The 22512-nt window shown below is 69.8% G+C and carries 18 protein-coding genes; 2 read left to right on the forward strand and 16 right to left on the reverse strand.

Translation table 11 applies throughout. The features are described 5' to 3' along the window. Window positions 1-36: 36 nt before the first annotated feature. Window positions 37-3180 (forward strand): isoleucine--tRNA ligase, encoded by a 3144-nt coding sequence (gene ileS, locus IEY95_RS21720; protein ID WP_189187742.1) that lies wholly within the window; start codon window positions 37-39, stop codon window positions 3178-3180. A 347-nt stretch (window positions 3181-3527) separates the two neighbouring features. Here the strand turns inward: ileS and IEY95_RS21725 are convergent, their stop codons facing one another. The 16 genes from IEY95_RS21725 to rsmH form a co-directional block, all read right to left on the reverse strand. Continuing rightward, window positions 3528-4682 carry a DivIVA domain-containing protein gene (locus IEY95_RS21725; RefSeq protein WP_189187743.1) on the reverse strand — a complete coding sequence of 385 codons (1155 nt, stop codon included), beginning with the start codon at window positions 4680-4682 and terminating at the stop codon, window positions 3528-3530. Window positions 4683-4728: 46 nt separating this feature from the next. Beyond that, the gene (locus IEY95_RS21730) at window positions 4729-5013 is read right to left on the reverse strand and encodes a YggT family protein (RefSeq protein ID WP_028803186.1); all 285 of its coding nucleotides are present in this window, start codon (window positions 5011-5013) and stop codon (window positions 4729-4731) included. 51 nt (window positions 5014-5064) lie between these two features. Next, a complete protein-coding gene (locus IEY95_RS21735) occupies window positions 5065-5706 on the reverse strand; it encodes a cell division protein SepF (protein ID WP_189187744.1) in 642 nt (213 codons plus the stop codon). Window positions 5707-5835: 129 nt separating this feature from the next. Beyond that, complete coding sequence (locus IEY95_RS21740) at window positions 5836-6555, reverse strand: YggS family pyridoxal phosphate-dependent enzyme (protein WP_189187745.1); 720 nt, start codon at window positions 6553-6555, stop codon at window positions 5836-5838. Between the two features lie 6 nt (window positions 6556-6561). Continuing rightward, the gene (pgeF, locus tag IEY95_RS21745) at window positions 6562-7299 is read right to left on the reverse strand and encodes a peptidoglycan editing factor PgeF (protein ID WP_189187746.1); all 738 of its coding nucleotides are present in this window, start codon (window positions 7297-7299) and stop codon (window positions 6562-6564) included. Further along, window positions 7296-8486: a cell division protein FtsZ gene (ftsZ, locus tag IEY95_RS21750; protein WP_189187747.1), complete on the reverse strand. Its 1191-nt coding sequence runs from the start codon at window positions 8484-8486 to the stop codon at window positions 7296-7298. Before ftsZ ends, pgeF begins: the two co-directional genes overlap by 4 nt. 275 nt (window positions 8487-8761) lie before the next feature. Beyond that, window positions 8762-9547, reverse strand: a complete 786-nt coding sequence (locus tag IEY95_RS21755; protein WP_189187748.1) for a cell division protein FtsQ/DivIB — start codon at window positions 9545-9547, stop codon at window positions 8762-8764. Window positions 9548-9572: 25 nt separating this feature from the next. Then, window positions 9573-10664 (reverse strand): undecaprenyldiphospho-muramoylpentapeptide beta-N-acetylglucosaminyltransferase, encoded by a 1092-nt coding sequence (murG, locus tag IEY95_RS21760; protein WP_189187749.1) that lies wholly within the window; start codon window positions 10662-10664, stop codon window positions 9573-9575. Between the two features lie 6 nt (window positions 10665-10670). Next, window positions 10671-12035: a putative lipid II flippase FtsW gene (gene ftsW / locus IEY95_RS21765; protein WP_189187750.1), complete on the reverse strand. Its 1365-nt coding sequence runs from the start codon at window positions 12033-12035 to the stop codon at window positions 10671-10673. 190 nt (window positions 12036-12225) lie between these two features. Continuing rightward, on the reverse strand, window positions 12226-13653 hold the full coding sequence (gene murD / locus IEY95_RS21770; RefSeq protein WP_189187751.1) for a UDP-N-acetylmuramoyl-L-alanine--D-glutamate ligase: 1428 nt from the start codon (window positions 13651-13653) through the stop codon (window positions 12226-12228). Beyond that, a complete protein-coding gene (gene mraY, locus IEY95_RS21775) occupies window positions 13635-14708 on the reverse strand; it encodes a phospho-N-acetylmuramoyl-pentapeptide-transferase (protein WP_189187752.1) in 1074 nt (357 codons plus the stop codon). The genes murD and mraY overlap by 19 nt, the downstream gene beginning before the upstream one ends. Further along, window positions 14705-16111, reverse strand: a complete 1407-nt coding sequence (locus IEY95_RS21780) for a UDP-N-acetylmuramoyl-tripeptide--D-alanyl-D-alanine ligase (RefSeq protein ID WP_189187753.1) — start codon at window positions 16109-16111, stop codon at window positions 14705-14707. The genes mraY and IEY95_RS21780 overlap by 4 nt, the downstream gene beginning before the upstream one ends. A 4-nt stretch (window positions 16112-16115) precedes the next feature. Next, the gene (locus IEY95_RS21785) at window positions 16116-17633 is read right to left on the reverse strand and encodes a UDP-N-acetylmuramoyl-L-alanyl-D-glutamate--2,6-diaminopimelate ligase (RefSeq protein ID WP_189187795.1); all 1518 of its coding nucleotides are present in this window, start codon (window positions 17631-17633) and stop codon (window positions 16116-16118) included. A 192-nt stretch (window positions 17634-17825) separates the two neighbouring features. Next, the gene (locus tag IEY95_RS21790) at window positions 17826-19778 is read right to left on the reverse strand and encodes a peptidoglycan D,D-transpeptidase FtsI family protein (protein WP_308429329.1); all 1953 of its coding nucleotides are present in this window, start codon (window positions 19776-19778) and stop codon (window positions 17826-17828) included. 5 nt (window positions 19779-19783) lie between these two features. Beyond that, entirely contained in the window at window positions 19784-20314 is a 531-nt protein-coding gene (gene ftsL, locus IEY95_RS21795; RefSeq protein ID WP_189187755.1) for a cell division protein FtsL, read from the reverse strand. A 216-nt stretch (window positions 20315-20530) separates the two neighbouring features. Next, the gene (gene rsmH, locus IEY95_RS21800) at window positions 20531-21487 is read right to left on the reverse strand and encodes a 16S rRNA (cytosine(1402)-N(4))-methyltransferase RsmH (RefSeq protein WP_189187756.1); all 957 of its coding nucleotides are present in this window, start codon (window positions 21485-21487) and stop codon (window positions 20531-20533) included. Window positions 21488-21908: 421 nt separating this feature from the next. Between rsmH and IEY95_RS21805 the strand changes: the two genes are divergently transcribed. Next, window positions 21909-22457, forward strand: coding sequence for a beta-class carbonic anhydrase (locus IEY95_RS21805; RefSeq protein WP_189187757.1), 549 nt, complete (start codon window positions 21909-21911; stop codon window positions 22455-22457). Window positions 22458-22512 lie beyond the last annotated feature (55 nt).

Genomic DNA, 22512 nt, shown 5'->3' on the forward strand with positions numbered 1-22512 from the left:
ACGGAAGGCAGAAAGTCCGCCGGAGGAAGCTCGCCGATGAAACCGACGCAGTACCGCCAGGTGCCCGCCCAGGTCGACCTGCCCGCCCTCGAGCACGCCGTGCTCGACTTCTGGCGCGAGCAGAAGATCTTCGCCAAGAGCCTTGAGCAGTCCGAGGGCCGCCCCGAGTGGGTGTTCTACGAGGGCCCGCCCACCGCCAACGGCATGCCGGGCGCCCACCACATCGAGGCTCGCGTCTTCAAGGACGTCTTCCCGCGCTTCCGCACCATGCGTGGCTACCACGTGGCGCGCAAGGCCGGCTGGGACTGCCACGGCCTCCCCGTGGAGCTGGCGGTCGAGAAGGAGCTCGGCTTCAGCGGCAAGCAGGACATCGAGGCCTACGGCATCGCCGAGTTCAACGCCAAGTGCCGCGAGTCCGTGACCCGCCACACCGACGCGTTCGCCGCGCTGACGAACCGCATGGGTTACTGGACCGACCTCGACGACCCCTACCGCACGATGGACCCCGAGTACATCGAGTCCGTGTGGTGGTCGCTCAAGGAGATCTTCAACAAGGGCCTGCTGGTCCAGGACCACCGCGTCGCCCCCTGGTGCCCGCGCTGCGGCACGGGCCTGTCGGACCACGAGCTGGCGCAGGGCTACGAGACGGTCGTCGACCCGTCCGTCTACGTCCGTTTCCCGCTCACCTCCGGTCCGCTGGCCGGCCAGGCCGCGCTCCTGGTGTGGACGACGACTCCCTGGACGCTCGTCTCCAACACCGCGGTCGCCGCGCACCCCGAGGTCACCTACGTGGTCGCGACGAACGGCGAGGAGAAGTTCGTCGTCGCCGAGCCGCTCGTCGAGAAGTCGCTCGGCGAGGGCTGGGAGACCACCGGAGAGACCTTCACCGGCGCCGAGATGGAGCGCTGGACGTATCAACGTCCGTTCGAGCTGGTGGAGTTCCCCGAGGGCACCGAAGCGCACTACGTCGTCAACGCCGAGTACGTGACGACCGAGGACGGTACGGGTCTGGTCCACCAGTCCCCCGCCTTCGGTGAGGACGACCTCAAGGTCTGCCGCGCCTACGGCCTGCCCGTCGTGAACCCCGTCCGCCCCGACGGCACCTTCGAGGAGGACGTCCCCCTCGTGGGCGGCATCTTCTTCAAGAAGGCGGACGAGAAGCTCACCGAGGACCTCCAGAACCGCGGTCTGCTCTTCAGGCACATCCCGTACGAGCACAGCTACCCGCACTGCTGGCGCTGCCACACCGCGCTGCTCTACTACGCGCAGCCGTCCTGGTACATCCGCACCACGGCCGTCAAGGACCGCCTCCTCCAGGAGAACGAGAAGACCAACTGGTTCCCGGAGTCGGTCAAGCACGGCCGCTACGGCGACTGGCTGAACAACAACATCGACTGGGCGCTCTCCCGCAACCGCTACTGGGGCACCCCGCTGCCGATCTGGCGCTGCGAGGACGACCACCTCACCGTCGTCGGCTCCCGCGCGGAGCTCACCGAGCTGACCGGCACCGACCAGTCGGGCCTGGACCCGCACCGCCCGTTCATCGACGACGTCACGTTCGCATGCCCTCAGTGTCAGCAGACGGCGACTCGCGTCCCGGAGGTCATCGACGCCTGGTACGACTCGGGTTCGATGCCGTTCGCGCAGTGGGGCTACCCGTACAAGAACAAGGAACTGTTCGAGAGCCGCTACCCGGCGCAGTTCATCAGCGAGGCCATCGACCAGACGCGTGGGTGGTTCTACACGCTCATGGCCGTCGGCACGCTGGTCTTCGACAAGTCCTCGTACGAGAACGTCGTGTGCCTGGGCCACATCCTCGCCGAGGACGGCCGCAAGATGTCCAAGCACCTGGGCAACATCCTGCAGCCGATCCCACTGATGGACCAGCACGGCGCGGACGCGGTGCGCTGGTTCATGGCGGCGGGTGGCTCCCCGTGGGCAGCGCGCCGCGTGGGCCACGGCACGATCCAGGAGGTGGTGCGCAAGACCCTCCTCACCTACTGGAACACGGTCGCTTTCCAGGCCCTCTACGCCCGCACCTCCGACTGGGCGCCCAGCCAGGCCGACCCGGCCCCGGCGGACCGCCCGGTCCTCGACCGCTGGCTGCTCTCCGAACTCCACGCGCTCACCGACCAGGTGACGCAGGCTCTGGAGGCGTACGACACCCAGCGCGCCGGAAAGCTCCTCTCGGCGTTCGTCGACGACCTGTCCAACTGGTACGTGCGCCGCTCGCGTCGTCGCTTCTGGCAGGGCGACAAGGCCGCGCTGCGCACGCTGCACGAGGTCGTGGAGACGGTCACGCGCCTGATGGCCCCGCTGACCCCGTTCATCACCGAGCGGGTCTGGCAGGACCTGGTCGTCCCGGTCACGCCGGGCGCCCCGGAGTCCGTGCACCTCTCCTCCTGGCCGGAAGCGGACCTGTCCGCCATCGACCCCGAGCTGTCGAGGCAGATGGTGCTGGTACGCCGTCTCGTGGAGCTCGGCCGTGCCACGCGCGCGGAGTCGGGCGTGAAGACGCGCCAGCCGCTGTCCCGCGCGCTGGTCGCGGCGGTGGGCTTCGAGACGCTCGACCGCGAGCTGCACGCGCAGATCACGGAAGAGCTGAACGTCAGCTCCCTCGCCTCACTCTCCGAAGTCGGCGGCTCACTGGTCGACACCACCGCCAAGGCGAACTTCCGCGCGCTCGGCAAGCGCTTCGGCAAGGGCGTCCAGGCGGTCGCGAAGGCCATCGCCGAGACGGACGCGGCGGCGCTGTCGCTGGCCCTGCGCGAGGGCACGGCGTCGGTGGAGGTCGACGGTGAGACGGTGACGCTGGCCCCGGACGAGGTGATCATCACGGAGACCCCGCGCGAGGGCTGGTCGGTGGCTTCCGACTCGGGCGCGACGGTCGCACTGGACCTGGAGATCACGGAGGAGCTGCGTCAGGCGGGTCTCGCCCGGGACGCGATCCGGCTGATCCAGGAGGCCCGCAAGAACAGCGGCCTCGACGTGGCCGACCGCATCGCGCTCCGCTGGACCTCCACGGACCCGGCCGTCATCGCGGCTCTGTCCGAACACTCCGACCTCATCGCCGACGAAGTCCTCGCCACGGACTTCGCCCAGGGCGAGGCCGACGACACCTACGGCACCCCGTTCACGGACGACTCCCTGTCCCTGACGTTCCGCCTCCGCAAGGCGTAGCACCGGGGGGCGGCGCAGGGCTTCTCGCCCCCCGCCGCCCCGCAAGGGGCGCGGGGAACTGCGCGACAAGCCCCCACCCACCCGCAGCCGAAACGCAACGCGGGGGCCAGGGGGCGCAGCCCCCAGGTACGGGACGGGCAGGGGCGGAGCGGGCGAAACAAACCCCGCCCCGCCCCACGCACACGCGAAGAAGGCCCGGGGCCGCCAGATATTTCTGGCGGGCCCCGGGCCTTCGGCGTTGCGTACCCACGCACAGATGCCCCAACGACCGCACAAAAGGGCGGGGCCCCCGGAATCCGGGGGCCCCGCCCTGAACGCTGCCGACGCCTAAGGCGTACTAGAGGCCGTCAGTTGTCGTCCTCGTCGATGAGGAACCCGCGCATCGGCGAGGGCGCCTGCTGCATCGGCGACGGCCCCTGGGGCCGCACCGGAGCCATCGGCTGGGTCATGGCCGGCGACATCTGCTGCTGCCCGCCGTAGGACGGCGCCGCAGGTGCCGGACCGCCACCCATGCCCTGGTTGCCGCCGTACGACGGCGCGCTGGCGCCTGCCGGGGCCATCGAGGGCGCGGAGGGCGACGGCAGGGAGGCCGTGGCCGGGGTGCGCGGCGGAGCGAGCGAGTCGTCCGCCTGCGTCTCCAGCTGGCGCAGCTGCGACTCCAGGTAGGACTTCAGCCGCGTGCGGTACTCGCGCTCGAAGCCTCGCAGGTCCTCGACCTTGCGCTCCAGCGTGGCGCGAGCGGACTCCAGGGAACCCATCGCGACGCGGTGCTTCTCCTGCGCGTCCCGCTCCAGGGCGTCGGCCTTGGCACGGGCGTCGCGCTCCAGACCCTCGGCGCGGCTGCGGGCCTCGCCGACGATCTTGTTGGCCTCGGAACGGGCCTCGGCGATCGCCTGGTCGGCGGTCTGCTGAGCCAGCGAGAGGACACGCGCGGCGCTGTCGCCACCGGGGCCCTGCTGCGGCATCTGCGGGCCGTGACCGCCCATGGGGCCACCCATGGGACCGCCCATCGGGCCACCCATCTGCTGCTGCATCTGCGGCTGCATCTGGCCGGGACCCTGGCCCATCGGCCCCTGACCCATCGGACCCTGGCCCATGGGGCCGGGACCCTGCGGACCACCCTGGCCGCTGGGGCCCGCGGGCAGCTGCGGCGCACCGCTGGGCAGCTGGGGCGGGCCACCCATGGGGCCGCCCATCTGCTGCTGCGGCGGGCCCGATATGCCGGCGGGCACAGGAGCGCCCGGACCGCGCATGCCCTGCGGCGGGCCCTGCTGCTGGTCCTGCTGCTCGGGCGGCTTGCGCATGCCCTGCTGTTGGTTCTGCGCGGCCGCGCGCGTGGCAGCGGCCAGCTTGGCGCGCAGGTCCTCGTTCTCGCGGAGCAGTCGCGTCAGTTCGGCTTCAACCTCGTCGAGGAAGGCATCGACCTCGTCCTCGTCATAGCCTTCTCGGAGGCGGACGGTCGTGAACTGCTTGTTCCGCACGTCCTCGGGGGTCAACGGCATCTCTTCACCTCAACGTAGTCGTCGGCATTCGGCAAGACCGTATCGTTCACAGCCGGCTCACGACGGAGATCAGGATGTAGACGATGATCATCAGTACGAAGAAGGACAGGTCGAGCGCCACGCCCCCGAGACGCAGCGGCGGAATGAACCGCCGCAGAAGCTTGAGCGGTGGATCGGTGACAGTGTAGGTGGCCTCGAGAACGACCACCATCGCCTTGCCGGGCTGCCATGAGCGGGCGAACTGGAAGACGTAGTCCATGACCAACCGGAAGATCAGCACGATGAGGAAACACATCAGCGCGATGTAGAGAACCTGCCCGACCACGCTCATGATCCGTGCTTCCCTCTCCCCTGTTTCCGTGCGTCATTCCGGTCCTGCGTCTCAGCTCTGGTTGAAGAACCCGCCCTCTGCGATGCGGGCCTTGTCCTCCGCCGTGACATCGACGTTAGCAGGCGACAACAGGAACACCTTCTGCGTCACCCGCTCGATGCTGCCGTGGAGACCAAACACCAAACCCGCCGCAAAGTCGACAAGTCGCTTCGCATCCGTGTCATCCATCTCAGTCAGATTCATGATCACCGGGGTGCCCTCACGGAAGTGTTCCCCGATGGTACGGGCCTCGTTGTAGGTCCGGGGGTGCAGCGTGGTGATCCGGTACGGCTCTCGTTCGGACACGACCTTGGGCATGATCACCGGGGCGTTCTTCTCCAGGCTTTGACGTTCTTGTGTGATGGACGCCACGGGGGCGATTCGCGCCGGACGCCCGGATTCCGCGGCGAGCGAAGCGGAATGGGGCACCGGATCGCGCGGCGCCGGAGGCTGCACCACTCGTACCGATTCATCCCGTAGAGACTGGTGTGCCTGATGTGACTGGTGCGGCGGCTCATGCCGCCGGCGGTCCCGCTCGGGCTCCGGATCAAGCTCGGGCTCGAAGTCGTCGTCGGGGTCGAATCCCCTGCCGTCGTACCCATCGTCCTCCACGAGGCCGAGGTAGACCGCCATCTTGCGCATCGCGCCGGCCATGCTCTGAGTCCTCCGCTCTGTGGTGGATCGGCTGACGACTTCCCAAGTGCCCGCGATCCACGAGGTCGTTATGCCCGCCTGTGGCGGTAATGACCATATTTTCTGCTGTGGTCCGACTTCTTGGCGACGTTACCCGAGCCTGGGTCGGACTCCGAGTACCGCAGTACCGACGCGTACATGTGTCGCTCCGGCTGCCACGGCCTGTTCGAGGTCCGTACTCATCCCTGCCGAGACCATGTTCGCAGCCGGATGGGCGCGGCGCAGGACAGTCGACAAATCCATCAGCCGCTCGAACGCCGCCTGTTGGCGCCCCGCGTACGGTCCGGTGAGCGGCGCGACGGTCATCAGCCCGTCGAGCCGGAGCCCTGGCGCCCGAGCGATGAGGTCGCCCAACTCTTCGATTCCGCCGGACCCTACGCCACCCCGCTCCCCTCTCCCGCTCTCCTCCACGTCCAGCGCGACCTGAATGAGACAGCCCACCTCACGCTCCGCCCGCACCGCCTCCTTCGACAGAGCCGTGACGAGCTTGGAACGATCGACGGACTGCACGAGATCCGCATAACCGACCACGGAACGCACCTTGTTGGTCTGCAACTGGCCGACAAAATGCCACAAGAGGGGCAGATCCGAACACTCCGCGGCCTTGGGCGCCGCGTCCTGATCCCGGTTCTCGGCGACATGACGCACACCGAGTTCCGACAGGATCCGCACATCGCTCGCGGGGTAGGTCTTGGTGACCACGATCAGGGTCACCTCTTCGCGCTTGCGCCCGGCGGCGATGCACGCCGCCGTGATGCGCTCTTCCACTTTCGCCAGATTTTCGGCGAGTTGAGCCTTACGGTCCGTCATGCCCCATCAGTCCAGCCAGACATAACCGGCGAGCCGCCCGGTGGTGCGGTCGCGCCGGTACGAGAAGTGGTCCCCCGATTCGAGCGTGCACACCGGCGACTGCTCCCGGTCGCGCACCCCGAGCCGTTCCAACTGTGCGTGCACTCCGGCGGTCACATCGACCGCGGGCGTGCCCCAACTGGTCTCGGCGTGCGCCGCCGGTTCGACGGCGGCGACATCGGCGCGCATCTGCTCCGGCACTTCGTAGCACCGCCCGCAGACGGCGGGTCCGGTGCGGGCGACGATCCGGCCGGGCTCGGCGCCGAGTTCGACCATGGCCCGTACCGCTGCGGGGACGACCCCGGCGATCATGCCGGGCCGGCCCGCGTGGGCGGCGGCCGCGACTCCGGCCACCGGATCGGCGAGCAGGACCGGCGTGCAGTCGGCGGTGAGAACGGCGAGGGCGAGCCCCCGTCGAACGGTGACGATCGCGTCGACGGACGGAATCTCCGAAGAGCCCCACGGCCCGTCCACCACCGCCACGTCCGGCCCGTGCACCTGGTTCATCCAGACCACCTGGGCCGGGTCAAGACCGAGCGCCTTGGCGGCCAGTTCTCGATTGGTCCGTACGGCGTCGGGGTCGTCGCCGACCGCTCCGCCGAGGTTGAGCTCCTCGTACGGAACGGCGCTCACCCCGCCCCACCGGTCGGTGAAGGCGAAGTGCGCGCCGCTCACTGTGCTCGTTTCGGAGCGCTGCCCTATCACTTGAGGAAGTCCGGCACGTCCAGCTCTTCGGCCGCGCTGTCCGAGTAGGCGCGGGACGGCGGGACCGGCGGGGAGGCCGGCAGCTCGTTCACCGGCTCCGGGGTCGGCTCCGGCGCCTCCTTCGGCGTGACGCTGCCGAGCGTGCCGAAGGACGGGCGGCTGTCGGGGGACCGTACCGGCGTGGGCTCCTCGCGCTGCTTGCCGGCCGAGCCGAGGACGTTGTCCCGCTTGGCCGGGGGCTGGCCGCCGTCGAATCCTGCGGCGATCACGGTGACCCGCACCTCGTCGCCGAGGGCGTCGTCGATGACCGCGCCGAAGATGATGTTGGCCTCGGGGTGCGCGGCCTCGCTGACCAGCTGGGCGGCTTCGTTGATCTCGAACAGACCGAGGTCGGAGCCGCCGGAGATGGAGAGCAGGACGCCGCGGGCGCCGTCGATGGAGGCTTCGAGGAGCGGCGAGGAGATCGCCATCTCGGCCGCGGCCACCGCGCGGTCGTCGCCGCGGGCCGAGCCGATGCCCATGAGCGCCGAACCCGCCTCGGACATCACGGACTTGACGTCGGCGAAGTCGAGGTTGATCAGACCCGGTGTGGTGATGAGGTCGGTGATGCCCTGAACACCGGAGAGCAGGACCTGGTCCGCCGACTTGAAGGCGTCGAGGACCGAGACCTGGCGGTCCGAGATGGACAGCAGCCGGTCGTTCGGGATGACGATGAGGGTGTCGACCTCTTCGCGGAGTTCGGCGATGCCGTCCTCGGCCTGGTTGGCCCGGCGCCGTCCCTCGAAGGTGAACGGGCGGGTGACCACGCCGATGGTGAGGGCGCCGAGCGAGCGGGCGATGTTGGCCACGACGGGTGCGCCGCCGGTGCCGGTGCCGCCGCCTTCACCGGCCGTCACGAAGACCATGTCGGCCCCCTTGAGGACCTCCTCGATCTCCTCGCGGTGGTCCTCGGCGGCCTTGCGGCCGACGGCCGGGTTGGCTCCGGCGCCGAGTCCGCGGGTCAGTTCGCGGCCGACGTCGAGCTTGACGTCGGCGTCGCTCATCAACAGCGCCTGCGCGTCGGTGTTGATGGCGATGAACTCGACGCCCTTGAGACCGACCTCGATCATCCGGTTGATGGCATTGACACCACCGCCGCCGACACCGATGACTTTGATGACTGCGAGGTAGTTCTGCGGTGCTGCCACGTCGAAGGCCTCTCGCCTCGAGTTACGTGTCGTCGCCTCGCACGCTCGCGATCCGACGACTGATGCCGAATGGGACGGTCCGAACGCCGACCCGAACCCTAACGCTGAAGTTTAGGGTTACCAGTGTGTCTGTTCCTTGGACTCTTCCGAACAGGACACTAAGTCGACAAGTGGCGCACGTTCAACGAACACGCCGAACCTCCCGTTTTTCTTTTCACCCTATGTGATCAGGCGTAGCGCTGCCCAACCAGGGTGCTGGCCTGCGCAGATGTGCGTCAACTCCCCGATGACGCAGGGGCGGTGGGAGCGCTTACGTCGAAGTGCCGGGCACCGGGAGCGGCTTTCATGAGAGCGGTAAGTGTCCTGGCCTTCGCGCGGCCCTTCTCGCCACTGCCCCACGCGACCGTGCGGCCGTCCTTCAACTCCAGCGAGATGGAGTCGTAGGAACGGACCTTGAGGGTACGGGTGTCACGGGCGACGGCGGCCGGAATGTCCCCGGCGACCCGCACCGCCTCGCGCACCAGTCGGTCGGTGCCGAAGCGGCGCAGCCGCGCCGACCGGGACACCGTCAATTCCAGTGCGGGCACACCCTTCGGAGCGTCGGAAACCGTAGCGAATCGCACGCCCTTGGCGTCCACTTCGATGAACTTTGCGCCCTTTTCGACAATCAGGACCGGCGTGCGTTCGGTCACTTTCAGGCCGATTCCATGCGGCCAGGAACGGACGACATCAACCGAGTCAATTCGGGGCAATTTCCGGCGCAGTCGTTCCCCAATGGCGTCGGTGTCGACGGAAATCAGTGGGGATCCGACCGGAACATCCGCCGCTTCTCGCACCTGCTCGGCCGTCAGCACCCGCATCCCGGAAGCCGACACACGCTCCACGCGCAGCCATTGCGAGCCGTACAGGACCCAGACCGTGGCGGCTCCGGCCAACACCACGGCGATCAAAAGGATGATGAGCGTACGAAGGCGACGCAGCCGCCCGAGACGGGGCGGCCGGGGCGGGCCGGACTCCAGCTTCTGCCGTTCGCCGCGCTCGGCGGTGTTCGGTCCGGCCACGCTCCCTGCCTTCCCTCATGCGGTGCTAGTGACGGCGAGAGGCGATCGCCTCGTACACCATGCCGACGAGCAGGTCGTCGGCGTCCCGGCGGCCGAACTCGCTGGCGGCACGGGACATCTCGTACAGCCGGTGCGGGTCGGCGAGCACGGGCAGCACGTTCTGCTGCACCCACTGGGGCGTGAGTTCCGCGTCGTCGACAAGGAGGCCACCGCCGGCCTTGACCACCGGCTGGGCGTTCAGCCGCTGTTCGCCGTTGCCGATGGGCAGCGGGACATAGGCGGCGGGCAGCCCGACGGCGGACAGTTCGGCGACGGTCATCGCGCCCGCGCGGCACAGCATCATGTCGGCCGCGGCGTACGCGAGGTCCATCCGGTCCACGTACGGTACCGGGATGTACGGGGGCATCCCCGGCATCTGATGCACCTGCGGCAGTTCGTTCTTCGGGCCGACCGCGTGCAGGATCTGGATGCCCGCCTGCTGGAGGTACGGAGCCGCCTGCTGGACCACCTCGTTGAGGCGGCGGGCGCCCTGCGAGCCGCCGGACACCAGCAGGGTCGGCAGCGCGGGGTCGAGGCCGAACGCGGCGCGCGCCTCGGGGCGTGCGGCGGCCCGGTCGAGGGTGGCGATGGAGCGGCGCAGCGGAATGCCGATGTAGCGGGCGTCGCGCAGCTTGCTGTCCGGCGTGGAGACGGCGACCCGGGCCGCGTACCGGGAGCCGATCTTGTTGGCGAGACCCGGCCGGGCGTTGGCCTCGTGGATCACGATCGGCACACCGAGGCGCTTGGCCGCGAGGTAGGCGGGCAGGGCCACATAGCCGCCGAAGCCGACGACCGCGTCCGCCTTGGTGCGCTCCAGGATCTGCTCGGCGGCCTTGATCGTGCCGCGCAGCCGTCCGGGGACGGTGATCAGCTCGGGCGTGGGCTTGCGCGGCAGCGGGACGGCGGGGATCAGCGCGAGTTCGTAGCCGCGCTCGGGTACGAGTCGGGTCTCAAGTCCGCGTTCCGTGCCCAGGGCCGTGATACCCACGGTCGGGTCCTGCCTGCGCAGGGCGTCCGCGAGGGCGAGCGCGGGCTCGATGTGGCCGGCGGTCCCCCCGCCGGCGAGTACGACATGCACCGAAATTCACCGCTCTCCGGACGAACGCGCCGCGGCGCGCCGTCGCATCGTGTTCCATCTCCGAGGCCCCGCGGCCCCCACGGAGCCTCTCACCGCAGCCCGCTTTCTACCAAAGCGAGGTTGCCGCATCGCGAGTGCCGCCCGCGCAGCGGGCTCGTCGCGCGCGAAGGCGATCAGCAGCCCGATGGCGAACATGGTCGGCAGCAGGGCGGAACCCCCGTAGGAGAACAGCGGGAGCGGGACTCCGGCGATCGGCAGCAGACCGAGCACCGCACCGATGTTGATCACGGCCTGGGCCGTGATCCAGGTGGTCACGCCTCCCGCGGCATACCTCACGAAGGGGTCCTCCGTGCGTCCGGCCACGCGGATACCCGCATAGCCTAGAGCCGCGAAGAGGGCGAGCACCGACAGCGTCCCCGCGAGGCCCAGTTCCTCACCGGTGACGGCGAAGATGAAGTCGGTGTGGGCTTCGGGCAGTTGGCCCCATTTTTCCACGCTCGCACCGAGTCCGGAACCGAAGAGGCCGCCGGAGGCGAGCGCGTAGATCCCGTGCACGGCCTGCCAGCACGAGGTGACGCCGGTGCCGGGTTCGGTGGCGCCGATGCAGGAGAACCGGGCCATGCGGTTCGGGCTGGTCTTGATGAGGATCACACCGAGCGTGCCGGCGATGGACAGCACGCCGACGAACAGCCGGGTCGGCGCACCCGCCAGCCACAGCAGTCCGAACAGGATCGCGGTGAGGATGATCGCCGTCCCCATGTCGCCGCCGAGCATGATCAGCCCGAGCAGCATGAACGCCACCGGGACGAGCGGCACCAGCATGTGCTTCCACTGCGTGAGCAGCCGCTTGTCCTCCTTGCGGGCGATCAGGTCGGCGCCCCACAGCACGAGGGCGAGCTTGCCGAACTCGCTGGGCTGGATCTGGAAGGAGCCGCCGAGGGAGATCCAGTTCTGGTTGCCGTTGATCGCCACTCCTATCCCGGGCACCTGCACCAGGATCATCAGGAAGACCGACCCGGCCAGCATCGGATACGCCAGCGCCCGGTGCAGCTTCACCGGCATCCGCGAGGCGACGAGCAGCAGCACCCCGCCGATCACGGCCGCCAGGAACTGCTTGCGGAAGAAGTACGACCCCGGCAGCGACAGCTGCAGCGCCGTGATCTGCGACGCCGAGTACACCATCACAAGCCCGAGCACGGTGATCAGCAGACTGCCGCCGAGGATCAGGTAGTACGCGGTCAGCGGCCGGTCCCAGGCCTTGCGGGCGCGGACGTAGAGGCGGCGTACGGGATTCTCGCGAGACGCGCGGGCGACGGGGGGCCGCCCGGTGGCCCGCTGCGCGGGAGGTCGGCCGGTACGGCTACTGGGCATCGGCGGCACCTGCCACGCTGTGGGAGGGCGTCCCGAAGGGTGTCCCCCCAGGCCGCTCGGGCACTGGAGGAGGGACGGGCCGGCACAGCGCCGTGCCACCGGCGGATAGCCGCCGACGAAGCCCCAGCCGGATCCGTGTCACGCGTCCCTCCCAGGTGTGCCCGGCGCCGTCAGGCGAGGCGGACCCGGGTCAGCCGTCGACGGCGTCGAGTTCGCGAACCGCCTCCGCGAAAGCGTCACCGCGCTTGTTGTAGTTGGCGAACATGTCCATGGAGGCGCAAGCCGGGGCCAACAGCACCGTGTCGCCGGTGTGGGCGAGCCCCCGCGCCTCCTGGACCGCCGCGAGCATCGCCCCAGTGTCGGTCCGCTCAAGGTCGACGACGGGTACTTCCGGCGCGTGTCGCGTGAGCGCTTCCCGGATGAGGGCACGGTCGGCACCGATCAGGACAACGCCCCGAAGCCGCTGTGCCGACTTGGCGACCAGCTCGTCGAAGGTCGCGCCCTTGGCGAGCCCGCCCGCGATCCACACGATCGACTCGTACGCCGCCAAAGACGCTTCCGCGGCATGGGTGTTGGTGGCCTTGGAGTCGTCGACATACGCGACCCCGTCCACGTCGGCGACGTGCGCGATGCGGTGGGCGTCCGGCTCGAAGGCCCGCAGCCCGTCGCGTACGGCCTGGGCGGGCACCCCGAAGGCGCGCGCCAGGGCCGCCGCCGCAAGGGCGTTGGCGATGTTGTGCGGGGCGGGCGGATTGACGTCCGACACCTCCGCCAGCTCCTGGGCGTTCTTCTGCCGGTTCTCGACGAAGGCGCGGTCGACCAGGATGCCTTCCACGACGCCGAGTTGGGACGGCCCCGGCGCGCCGAGCGTGAAGCCGATCGCCCGGCAGCCCTCCTCGACGTCCGCCTCGCGCACCAGATCCTCGGTGGCCTTGTCGGCCACGTTGTAGACGCAGGCGACCCGATTGCCTTCGTAGATACGGCCCTTGTCGGCGGCGTACGCCTCCATCGAGCCGTGCCAGTCGAGGTGATCGGGCGCCAGATTCAGTACGGCGGCGGAGTGGGCACGCAGCGAGGGCGCCCAGTGCAGCTGGTAGCTGGAGAGTTCGACGGCGAGTACGTCGTACTGCTCCTCGCCGAGGACCGCGTCAAGGAGCGAGACGCCAATATTGCCGACAGCAGCCGTGCGCAGTCCGGCCGCCTTCAGGATCGAGGCGAGCATCTGGACGGTCGTGGTCTTGCCGTTGGTGCCGGTGACCGCGAGCCAGGGCGCGGCGTCGGGGCCGCGCAGCCGCCAGGCGAGTTCGACGTCGCCCCAGACCGGGACGCCCGCCTCGGCGGCCGCGGCGAACAGCGGCTTGTCCGGCTTCCAGCCGGGCGCGGTCACGATGAGCTCGGTGCCCTCGGGCAGGGTCGCGCCGTCACCGAGGCGCACGGTGATGCCGAGCGCCTCCAGCTCCGCGGCCTGGGCCCGGGCGCGCTCGTCGTCGCCGTCGTTGACGACCGTGACGACCGCGCCGAGGCCGTGCAGCACCTTGGCCGCCGGGATGCCGGAGACGCCGAGCCCGGCGACGGTGACGTTCTTGCCCTGCCAGTCGGTCACTTCTTGGCTGCCCATCCTGCGTAGAAGAGGCCCAGACCCACAATGACGCACATGCCCTGAATGATCCAGAAGCGGACCACCACAAGGACTTCGGACCACCCCTTGAGTTCGAAGTGGTGCTGGAGGGGGGCCATGCGGAAGACGCGCTTGCCGGTCAGCCGGAAGGAGCCGACCTGGATGACCACCGACATGGTGATCAGGACGAAGAGACCGCCGAGCAGCGCGATCAGGAACTCGGTGCGGGAGCAGATCGCCAGACCCGCGAGCGCGCCGCCGAGAGCCAGCGAACCGGTGTCGCCCATGAAGATCTTGGCGGGCGAGGTGTTCCACCACAGGAAGCCGAAGCAGGCGCCCATCAGCGCGGAGGCGACGACCGCCAGGTCGAGTGGATCGCGCACTTCGTAGCAGGCGGCCGGGTTGGTCAGGGTCGTCGCGTTGGCGCAGGACTCCTGGAACTGCCAGACACCGATGAACGTGTACGCGCCGAAGACCATCACGGAGGCGCCGGTGGCGAGACCGTCCAGGCCGTCCGTGAGGTTCACGCCGTTCGACATGGCGAGGATCATGAACAGCGCCCAGACCACGAACAGCACCGGGCCGATGGACCAGCCGAAGTCCTGGACGAAGGAGAGCTTCGTGGAGGCCGGGGTGTTGCCGCGGTTGTCCGCGAACTGCAGCGAGAGCACCGCGAAGGCGATACCGACGGTCAGCTGGCCGGCCATCTTCGCCTTGGCCCGCAGACCCAGCGACCGACGCTTGACGATCTTGATGTAGTCGTCCAGGAAGCCCACCAGGCCCATGCCCGCCATCAGGCCGAGCACCAGCAGTCCGGAGAAGGTCGGCGGCTTGCCGGTGATCACCTTGCTCAGGAAGTACGCGATGAGCGTCGCGAGGATGAAGGCGATACCACCCATGGTGGGCGTACCGCGCTTGCTGTGGTGCTCTTTCGGCCCGTCGTCACGGATGTACTGGCCGTAGCCCTTGCGGGCTAGCAGCTTGATCAGCAGCGGGGTGCCGACCAAGGTCAGGAAGAGGCCAATGACTCCTGCGAACAGGATCTGCTTCATCATCGGGCGGCAACCTCACCCTCAACGCCACCGTCGAGCAGCGCCTGCGCCACCCGTTCGAGCCCGACCGACCTGGACGCCTTCACGAGTACGACGTCCCCTGGGCGCAGTTCACTGCGCAGCAGGTCGACAGCCGCCTGTGCGTCGGACACGTGCACCGACTCCTCACCCCACGAACCCTCGTTATATGCGCCCAGTTGGAGCCAGGACGCTTCCCTGCCCCCGACCGCGACGAGCTTGCTGACGTTGAGCCGGACGGCGAGCCGTCCGACCGCGTCGTGCTCGGCGAGCGCCTCGTCCCCGAGCTCGGCCATCTGACCGAGCACCGCCCAGGTCCGCCGCCCCTTGCCCATCGCCGCGAGCGCGCGCAGGGCGGCTCGCATGGACTCGGGGTTCGCGTTGTAGGCGTCGTTGACGACCGTCACGCCGTCCGGGCGCTCGGTGACCTCCATCCGCCAGCGGGAGAGGGAGCCCGCCTCGGAGAGCGCGCGGGCGATCTCGTCTGCGGACATGCCCAGCTCATGGGCGACGGCGGCCGCGGCGAGCGCGTTCGACACGTGGTGCTCACCGTACAGGCGCATGGTCACGTCACTGCACCCGGAGGGTGTGCGAAGGCTGAAGGAAGGCTGTCCAGTCTCCGTGAGACGGACGTTCTCGGCGCGTACGTCCGCTTCGTCGGACTCTCCGAAGAGGATTACGCGGGCCTTCGTACGGGACGCCATGGCGCGTACGAGGGGATCATCGGCGTTGAGGACCGCGGCGCCGTCCTCCGGGAGCCCTTCGACCAACTCACCCTTTGCCTGCGCGATTTGCTCGCGACCGCCGAACTCGCCGATGTGGGCGGTGCCGACGTTGAGGACGAGGCCGATCTTCGGCGGGGTGAGGTCCGCGAGGTAGCGGATGTGGCCGATGCCGCGCGCCCCCATCTCCAGCACCAGGAACTTGGTCTCCTCGGTGGCGCTGAGGGCGGTGAGCGGCAGCCCGATCTCATTGTTGAGCGAGCCGGGCGTGAAGACGGTCGGCGCCTTGCTCCGCAGCACCTGGGCGATCAGGTCCTTGGTGCTGGTCTTGCCCGCGGAACCGGTGAGGGCCACGAGGGTCGCGCCGAGCCGTTCGACGACCTGGCGCGCGAGAGCCCCGAGCGCCGCCTGTACGTCCGCGACGACGATCGCGGGCACGCCGACGGGGCGGGACGCCAGCACGGCGACCGCGCCGGCCTCGATCACCGCCTCGGCGAAGTCGTGGCCGTCCACGCGCTCGCCGGCGAAGGCGACGAAGAGGCTGCCTGTCTCCACCTCACGGGAGTCTCTGACGACCGGTCCGGTGACCTGTACCGCCGGATCCGGTATGTCGTACGTCTGCCCGCCGACGATTGCTGCGATCTCGGCGAGAGAGAGGGCGATCACAAGTTCATCCCTGGGTCTTCTGGATAGCTTCGCGAAGCACCTGGCGGTCGTCGAAGGGACGCACCACCCCGGCGATGTCCTGGCCCTGCTCGTGGCCCTTGCCCGCGACCAGCACGGTGTCGCCCGGCTCCGCGCGGGCGACGGCGGCGGCGATGGCTGCGGCCCGGTCCTCGAAGACCTGGACCTCACCGCGCTCGTGCGCCGGCACCTCGGCGGCGCCCGCGAGCATGGTCGCGAGGATCGCGAGGGGGTCCTCGGAGCGGGGGTTGTCGGAGGTCAGTACGGCCGTGTCGGCGAGCCGGGCCACGGCCGCGCCCATCGGCATCCGCTTGGTCCTGTCCCGGTCGCCGCCGCAGCCGAGCACTACGTGCAGACGACCGCTCGTCACCTTGCGCAGGGCGCGCAGGACCGATTCGACGGCGTCCGTCTTGTGGGCGTAGTCGACGACGGCCAGGTAGGGCTGGCCCACGTCCACGCGTTCCAGTCGGCCCGGGACGCCCGGTACGGCCGCGATGCCGTCGGCGGCGGTCTGCGGGTCGAGCCCGGCGACGGCGAGGGCGACGATCGCGGCGAGCGCGTTGGCCACATTGAAGGGGCCCGCGAGCGGCGACCTGGCGGAGATCCGCTCGCCCTTGGGGCCGACCGCGGTGAACGTCGAGTCCATGGGACCGACTTCGACGTCCTGGGCACGCCAGTCGGCGTCGGGGTGCCCCTCGGCGGAGAAGGTGACCACCGGGACGGTGGCCTCCTTGGCGAGCCTGCGGCCGTACTCGTCGTCGAGGTTGATGACGCCGAGTTTGCTGCGTTTCGGTGTGAACAGTTGCGCCTTGGCCCGGAAGTAGTCCTCCATGTCGGAGTGGAACTCCATGTGTTCCGGGCTGAGGTTGTTGAAGACGGCGATGTCGAAGACGCAGCCGTCGACTCGGCCGAGGACCAGCGCGTGGCTGGAGACCTCCATCGCGACCGCCTCGGCCCCGCGCTCGCGCATGACCGCGAAAAGGGCCTGGAGGTCGGTGGCTTCCGGGGTGGTGCGCTCCGACTTGATCCGCTCGTCGCCGATGCGCATCTCGACCGTGCCGATCAGGCCGGTGGAGCGAACCGTCTTCAGGCCGCCCTCGACCAGGTACGCCGTCGTGGTCTTGCCCGAGGTGCCGGTGATCCCGATCTGGAGCAGGTCGCGCCCGGGGTGACCGTAGATCGTCGCCGCGAGCTCGCCCATCCGTCCGCGCGGATCGTCGACGACCAGGACCGGCAGGCCCGTGGCGGCGCGCTCGGCGCCCGTCGGATCGGTCAGCACGGCGACGGCACCGAGACCGGCCGCCTGCGTCACGAAGTCCGCGCCGTGCAGGCGGGCGCCGGGCAGCGCGGCGTACAGGTCGCCGGGGCGCACGGCCCGCGAGTCATGGGTGATGCCCGTGACCTCCGCGGTTGACGCCGGGGCGGTGGCACCCAGCTGATCGGCCAGTTCCGCAAGGGGTGTGGCGGAGACGTGAACCGGTCGTGGCGGCCCCGGATATGTCACAGGAACGCCCTTCTGGGTGATTTGGGACTGATCAGCGTGTGGCACGGCGGTGAGCGTACCGGGCGCACCCCCGCCGGAGCGAAGCGAGGGGTTCGGCGGGGGCTGGTTCCCGGAGGCCGGGGTGATCGTTGTCACGAGCTGTTCCTGGTCCGTTGTGCGTGGGGGCTGATCAGGGCGTGCGGTCGGAGTGGATCACGGTGTGAAGCTGACGGGCAGGTTCGCGGCCTTCGCCCCGGTGGGCGGGACCTGGAGGGTCTTCAGGGCGAACTCCATGACCTGCTTGTAGATGGGTCCGCAGGTCTGGCCTCCGAAGTAGCTGCCCTTGGTGGCGTTCTGGATGGCGCAGTAGACGGTGACGCGCGGGTTGTCCGCGGGTGCGAATCCGGCGAATGACGAGGTGTAGCCGTGGTACTTGCCGGTGGCCGGATCCACGCGGTTGGCCGTACCCGTCTTGCCCGCGACTCGGTAGCCGGGGATACGTGCCTTGATGCCGGTGCCCTGCTCGTCGTCCACGACGGACTCCAGCATCTGGGCGAGGGTCTTCGCCGTCTTCTCGCTCACGACCCTTGTCTTCTTGGGGTGGGCGGCGGGGGTGAAGCGGCCGTCGGGCCCCTTCGTGCCGCGCACCAGCGTCGGCTCGATGCGTACGCCGCCGTTGGCGATCGTCGAGTAGACGGAGGCCGCCTGCATCGCGTTGATCGACACACCCTGGCCGAAAGGAATCGTGTACTGCTGCGAGGTCGACCATGTGTCGGGGGGCGCGAGGATGCCCGCGGTCTCGCCGGGGAAGCCGAGCCCGGTGTGACTGCCGATGCCGAACTTGCGCAGATACGAGTAGAGGACCCGGTTGGCCTCCTTCTGCGTCTTGCCGAGCTGGCCGGTCGCCAGGATCGTGCCGATGTTGCTGGACTTGGCGAGCACGCCGTTCAGCGTCAGGTGCCAGGTCGGGTGGTCGACGTCGTCCTGGAAGAGCCGGTCGCCGCGGTGCAGCCGGTTGGGCACGACCACATGTGTGTCGGGCGTGGCCACGTTCTCCTGGAGGACGGCGGCCATCGACATCAGCTTGGCGGTGGAGCCGGGCTCGTAGGCGTCCTGGAGGGCCGCGTTGCCCATGGCCGCCGAGTTGGCCTGGGAGAGGTCGTTCGGATCGAAGCCGGGCGAGTTGGCCATGGCGAGGATCTCGCCGGTCCGGGTGTCCTGCACTATCACGTACCCGCGGTCCGCCCTGGACTTCCTCACCTGCTCGGTGATCGCGTTCTGCGCGGCCCACTGGATGTCCCGGTCGATGGTCAGCTCGACGTCGGAGCCGGCCACGGCGGGCGTCTCGGTGGAGCCCGCGGTGGGCACCTGACGGCCGCCGGACTGGGCGTAGCGGATCTTGCCGTCCTTGCCGGCGAGTTCCTTGTTGAGCTGCTGCTCGACGCCGCCGCCGCCCTTGCCGTCGGCGTTGACCCAGCCCAGTATCCCGGCGGCGAGTTCGCCGTTCGGGTACACGCGCTTGCTGGCCGGGACCGCGAGGACGCCCGCGAGGACATTGACCGTGCTCTTGTCCGTCTCGGCCTTGGCTCCGAGCGTGGTCTTCAGGTCCTTGATCTGCTTCCAGACCTCGGGGGCCTGGCGATGCGCGAGCAGGGTGTAGCGGGTGTTCTTCGCCTTCAGCTTCTTGGCGACGGCGTCCATGCTCTGGCCGAGGATCGGGGAGAGCAGCGCCGCGGCCTGCTCGGGCGCGTCGCTCACCTTCGTCGCCGTCCGCGTGAACATCGTCGGATCGGCCGTGATGTCGTACGCGTCCACGCTCGTCGCCAACTCGATGCCGTTGCGGTCGGTGATCCCGCCGCGCTCGGCGGCCAGCGTGCGCCCGACGTACCGGTTCTGCTCGGCCTTCGCGGCATACGTGCTCGCGTCCACGGCCTGCACCTGGAGCAGCCGTACGACGAAGGCGACCATCACCAGGGTGAGCGCGAGGCTGACCATGCGCAGGCGGGGGCGGGGGCTGCCGAGCCGGATGACGCGGGGGCCGCTCGGCCGGAGTGCGCTCGGGCGGCGTGCGGGGCGGGCACCAGGGCCCGGGCGCCGCTGGCCTCCGGGGCGTACGGGCCTGGCGGGGCCGGGCACCCGGCGGCGCGGCGGTTCCCTGTCGGACACTTCCGTCACCTGCCAGGGGTCGTGGAGGGCTGTGCGGACGGGGCGGGGGCCGGGGGGACGGGGGCGGCCGCGGACGGCTGCGGGGCAGGCGTCGGAGCGGGACTCGGGGGCAGGCTCAGGGCGGGGGCGAGGGCCTCGGGCGCGAGCACCATCGGGGTGGTTGCGGAGGACTGCTGGGCGGCTCCCGGGACGCCCTTGACGGTGCCGTCGGGGTTGAGGAAGGCCGGGTCGCCGCCGGGGACCATGCCCAGTTCGCGGGCGCGGCGCTGGAGGGCGTCCGGGGCGGAGTAGGCGTCCACGTCCCGCTGCAGGGCCTGCTCCTCGTCGGTGAGGCTCTTGGTGTCCTTCTGCAGGTCGTCGAGGCGGAACGCTCCCTCGCTGAGCGCGGAGTTCAGCACGAGGAGCCCGATGAGACCGCCGCCGAGCAGGAGCACCACCAACAGGACGAAGGGGGTGCGGGCCGCCTGTCCGGCACCGGCCGGCAGCAGCCGCGCGAGCCGGGCGGCCCGCCCCCTGAGCTCCGGTTTCCTGCTCACGCGCCCTCCCTGCGGGTGTGGCGTCCCGACTGCACGGTCGCCTCTCGAGTCCGGCCTCCGGACCGCACGCTCGCCGCGCGGGTCCGGCCTCCGGGCTCGCCGAGCCCTCGCGGGTTTGGATCCCCACCCGACAACATCCCGTGGGTGTGGACATCCAACCCACGACACTTGGGGAGTTTGGGTTTCCGACTCACGCGCCCTCCCCCTCCCCGCGCCTCACTCGGCGTCCTCCCGGATGCGCTGCGCCCCCCGCAGCCGGGCGGGAGCCGCTCGCCGGTTCTCTGCCACCTCTTCCTCCGTGGGAAGTTCGGCACCGCGGGTGAGCAGCTTGAGCCGGGGCTGGTAGCGCTCGGGGACGACCGGCAGACCGGGCGGCGCGGTGGTGGCGGCGCCGGCCGCGAACACCTGCTTGACCAGCCGGTCCTCCAGCGAGTGGTACGACAGCACGGCGATGCGGCCACCGACGGCGAGCGCCTTCACGGCCGCCGGAATCGCCCTCTCCAGGACGCTGAGCTCGCCATTCACCTCGATGCGCAGCGCCTGGAAGGTGCGCTTGGCGGGGTTGCCGCCGGTGCGCTTGGCCGCCTGGGGCAGCGAGTCACGGATCAGCTCGACGAGCCGCGCGCTGTTGCTGAACGGCTCCTTCTCGCGCTCGCGCACGATCGCGGACACAATCCGCTTGGCCTGCTTCTCCTCGCCGTACGCGCGCAGGATCCGCACCAGCTCGCCGGCCGGATAGGTGTTGAGCACCTCGGCCGCGCTGATGCCGGTCGTCTGGTCCATGCGCATGTCGAGCGGGGCGTCCTGCGCATACGCGAACCCGCGATCCGCCTCGTCGAGTTGCATGGAGGAGACACCGAGGTCGAACAGCACGCCCTGGACGCGCGGGATGCCCAGGCGGTCGAGCACGTCGGGGAGTTCGTCATAGACCGCGTGCACGAGGGTGGCACGCTCGCCGAAGGGGGCGAGCCGCTCCCCGGAGAGGCGCAGCGCCTCCTTGTCGCGGTCGAGGGCCACGAGCCGGGCCTCCGGGAACCGGGTGAGCAGCGCCTCGCTGTGACCGCCGAGTCCCAGGGTGCAGTCGACGACGACGGCTCCCGGCTCGGTGAGGGCCGGGGCCAACATGTCCAGGCACCGCTGGAGCATCACCGGGACGTGTCGACTCTGGCTCAAGGGGCCCTCTCAGGTCCGGCGCGCCCGTACGCACCGCCGGGTCCCCACCCGCTCGAGAAGGGGAGGCCTGCTGGCGCCGGGTGAGTGGCGTCAGCCGACCGGGAGCGGGAGGAGGCCGAGCCGTACGTACGCGCCGCGCACGCGGGGAGACACCGGAAAATCGCCGGGTCTCCAGGGATAACACGAGCAGGGAGAGCCTCGTCTCCCGCTTCGCGTCACTTTAGTCCACGGTGTCTCGCGGTCAATCAACCGGCATGCGCGTCGCGAGGCCGGGAGCGTGCGAAGCGATAAATCGGAAAGAATCACACGGAAGGGTGCACTTCCGCCGCCCGTGTGGGTTACCTCACAAGAGGACGCGATGACGTTGTTCTCCCGATCTCACAGCAGGACCGGACCGCACGTGACCAGTACCGTCATAGCTATGACGACTTCTGCATCCGTTCCCACCGAGCCCCAAGACGCCATAGCCGGTGGCGGCACCGTCACGGACCGCCTCGTCGACGCGAACGAGCAGTACGCCGCCGCCTTCACCGACCCCGGGATGGACGCCCGTCCCGTCCTCCACGTCGCCGTGGTGGCCTGCATGGACGCCCGGCTCGACCTGCACGCCGCACTCGGCCTGGCGCTCGGCGACTGCCACACCATCCGCAACGCCGGCGGAGTCGTCACCGACGACGTGATCCGTTCCCTCACCATCAGCCAGCGGGCGCTCGGCACCCGCAGCGTGGTCCTCATCCACCACACCGGCTGCGGCCTGGAGTCCCTCACCGAGGAATTCCGCCACGACCTGGAGATGGAGGTCGGCCAGCGCCCCGCCTGGGCGGTCGAGTCGTTCCGGGACGTCGACCAGGACGTGCGGCAGTCGATGCAGCGCGTGCGCACCTCGCCGTTCCTCCTGCACACCGACGACGTACGCGGCTTCGTCTTCGACGTCACGACCGGTCTGCTGCGCGAGATCGACCCCGCCTGACCCGACTCCGCGGACCCCGTTCGCCCGCCCTCGACGCCTCGTGGGACTCTCTCTG

Source organism: Streptomyces albiflavescens (genome assembly GCF_014645835.1).
Classification (GTDB): Bacteria; Actinomycetota; Actinomycetes; order Streptomycetales; family Streptomycetaceae; genus Streptomyces; species Streptomyces albiflavescens.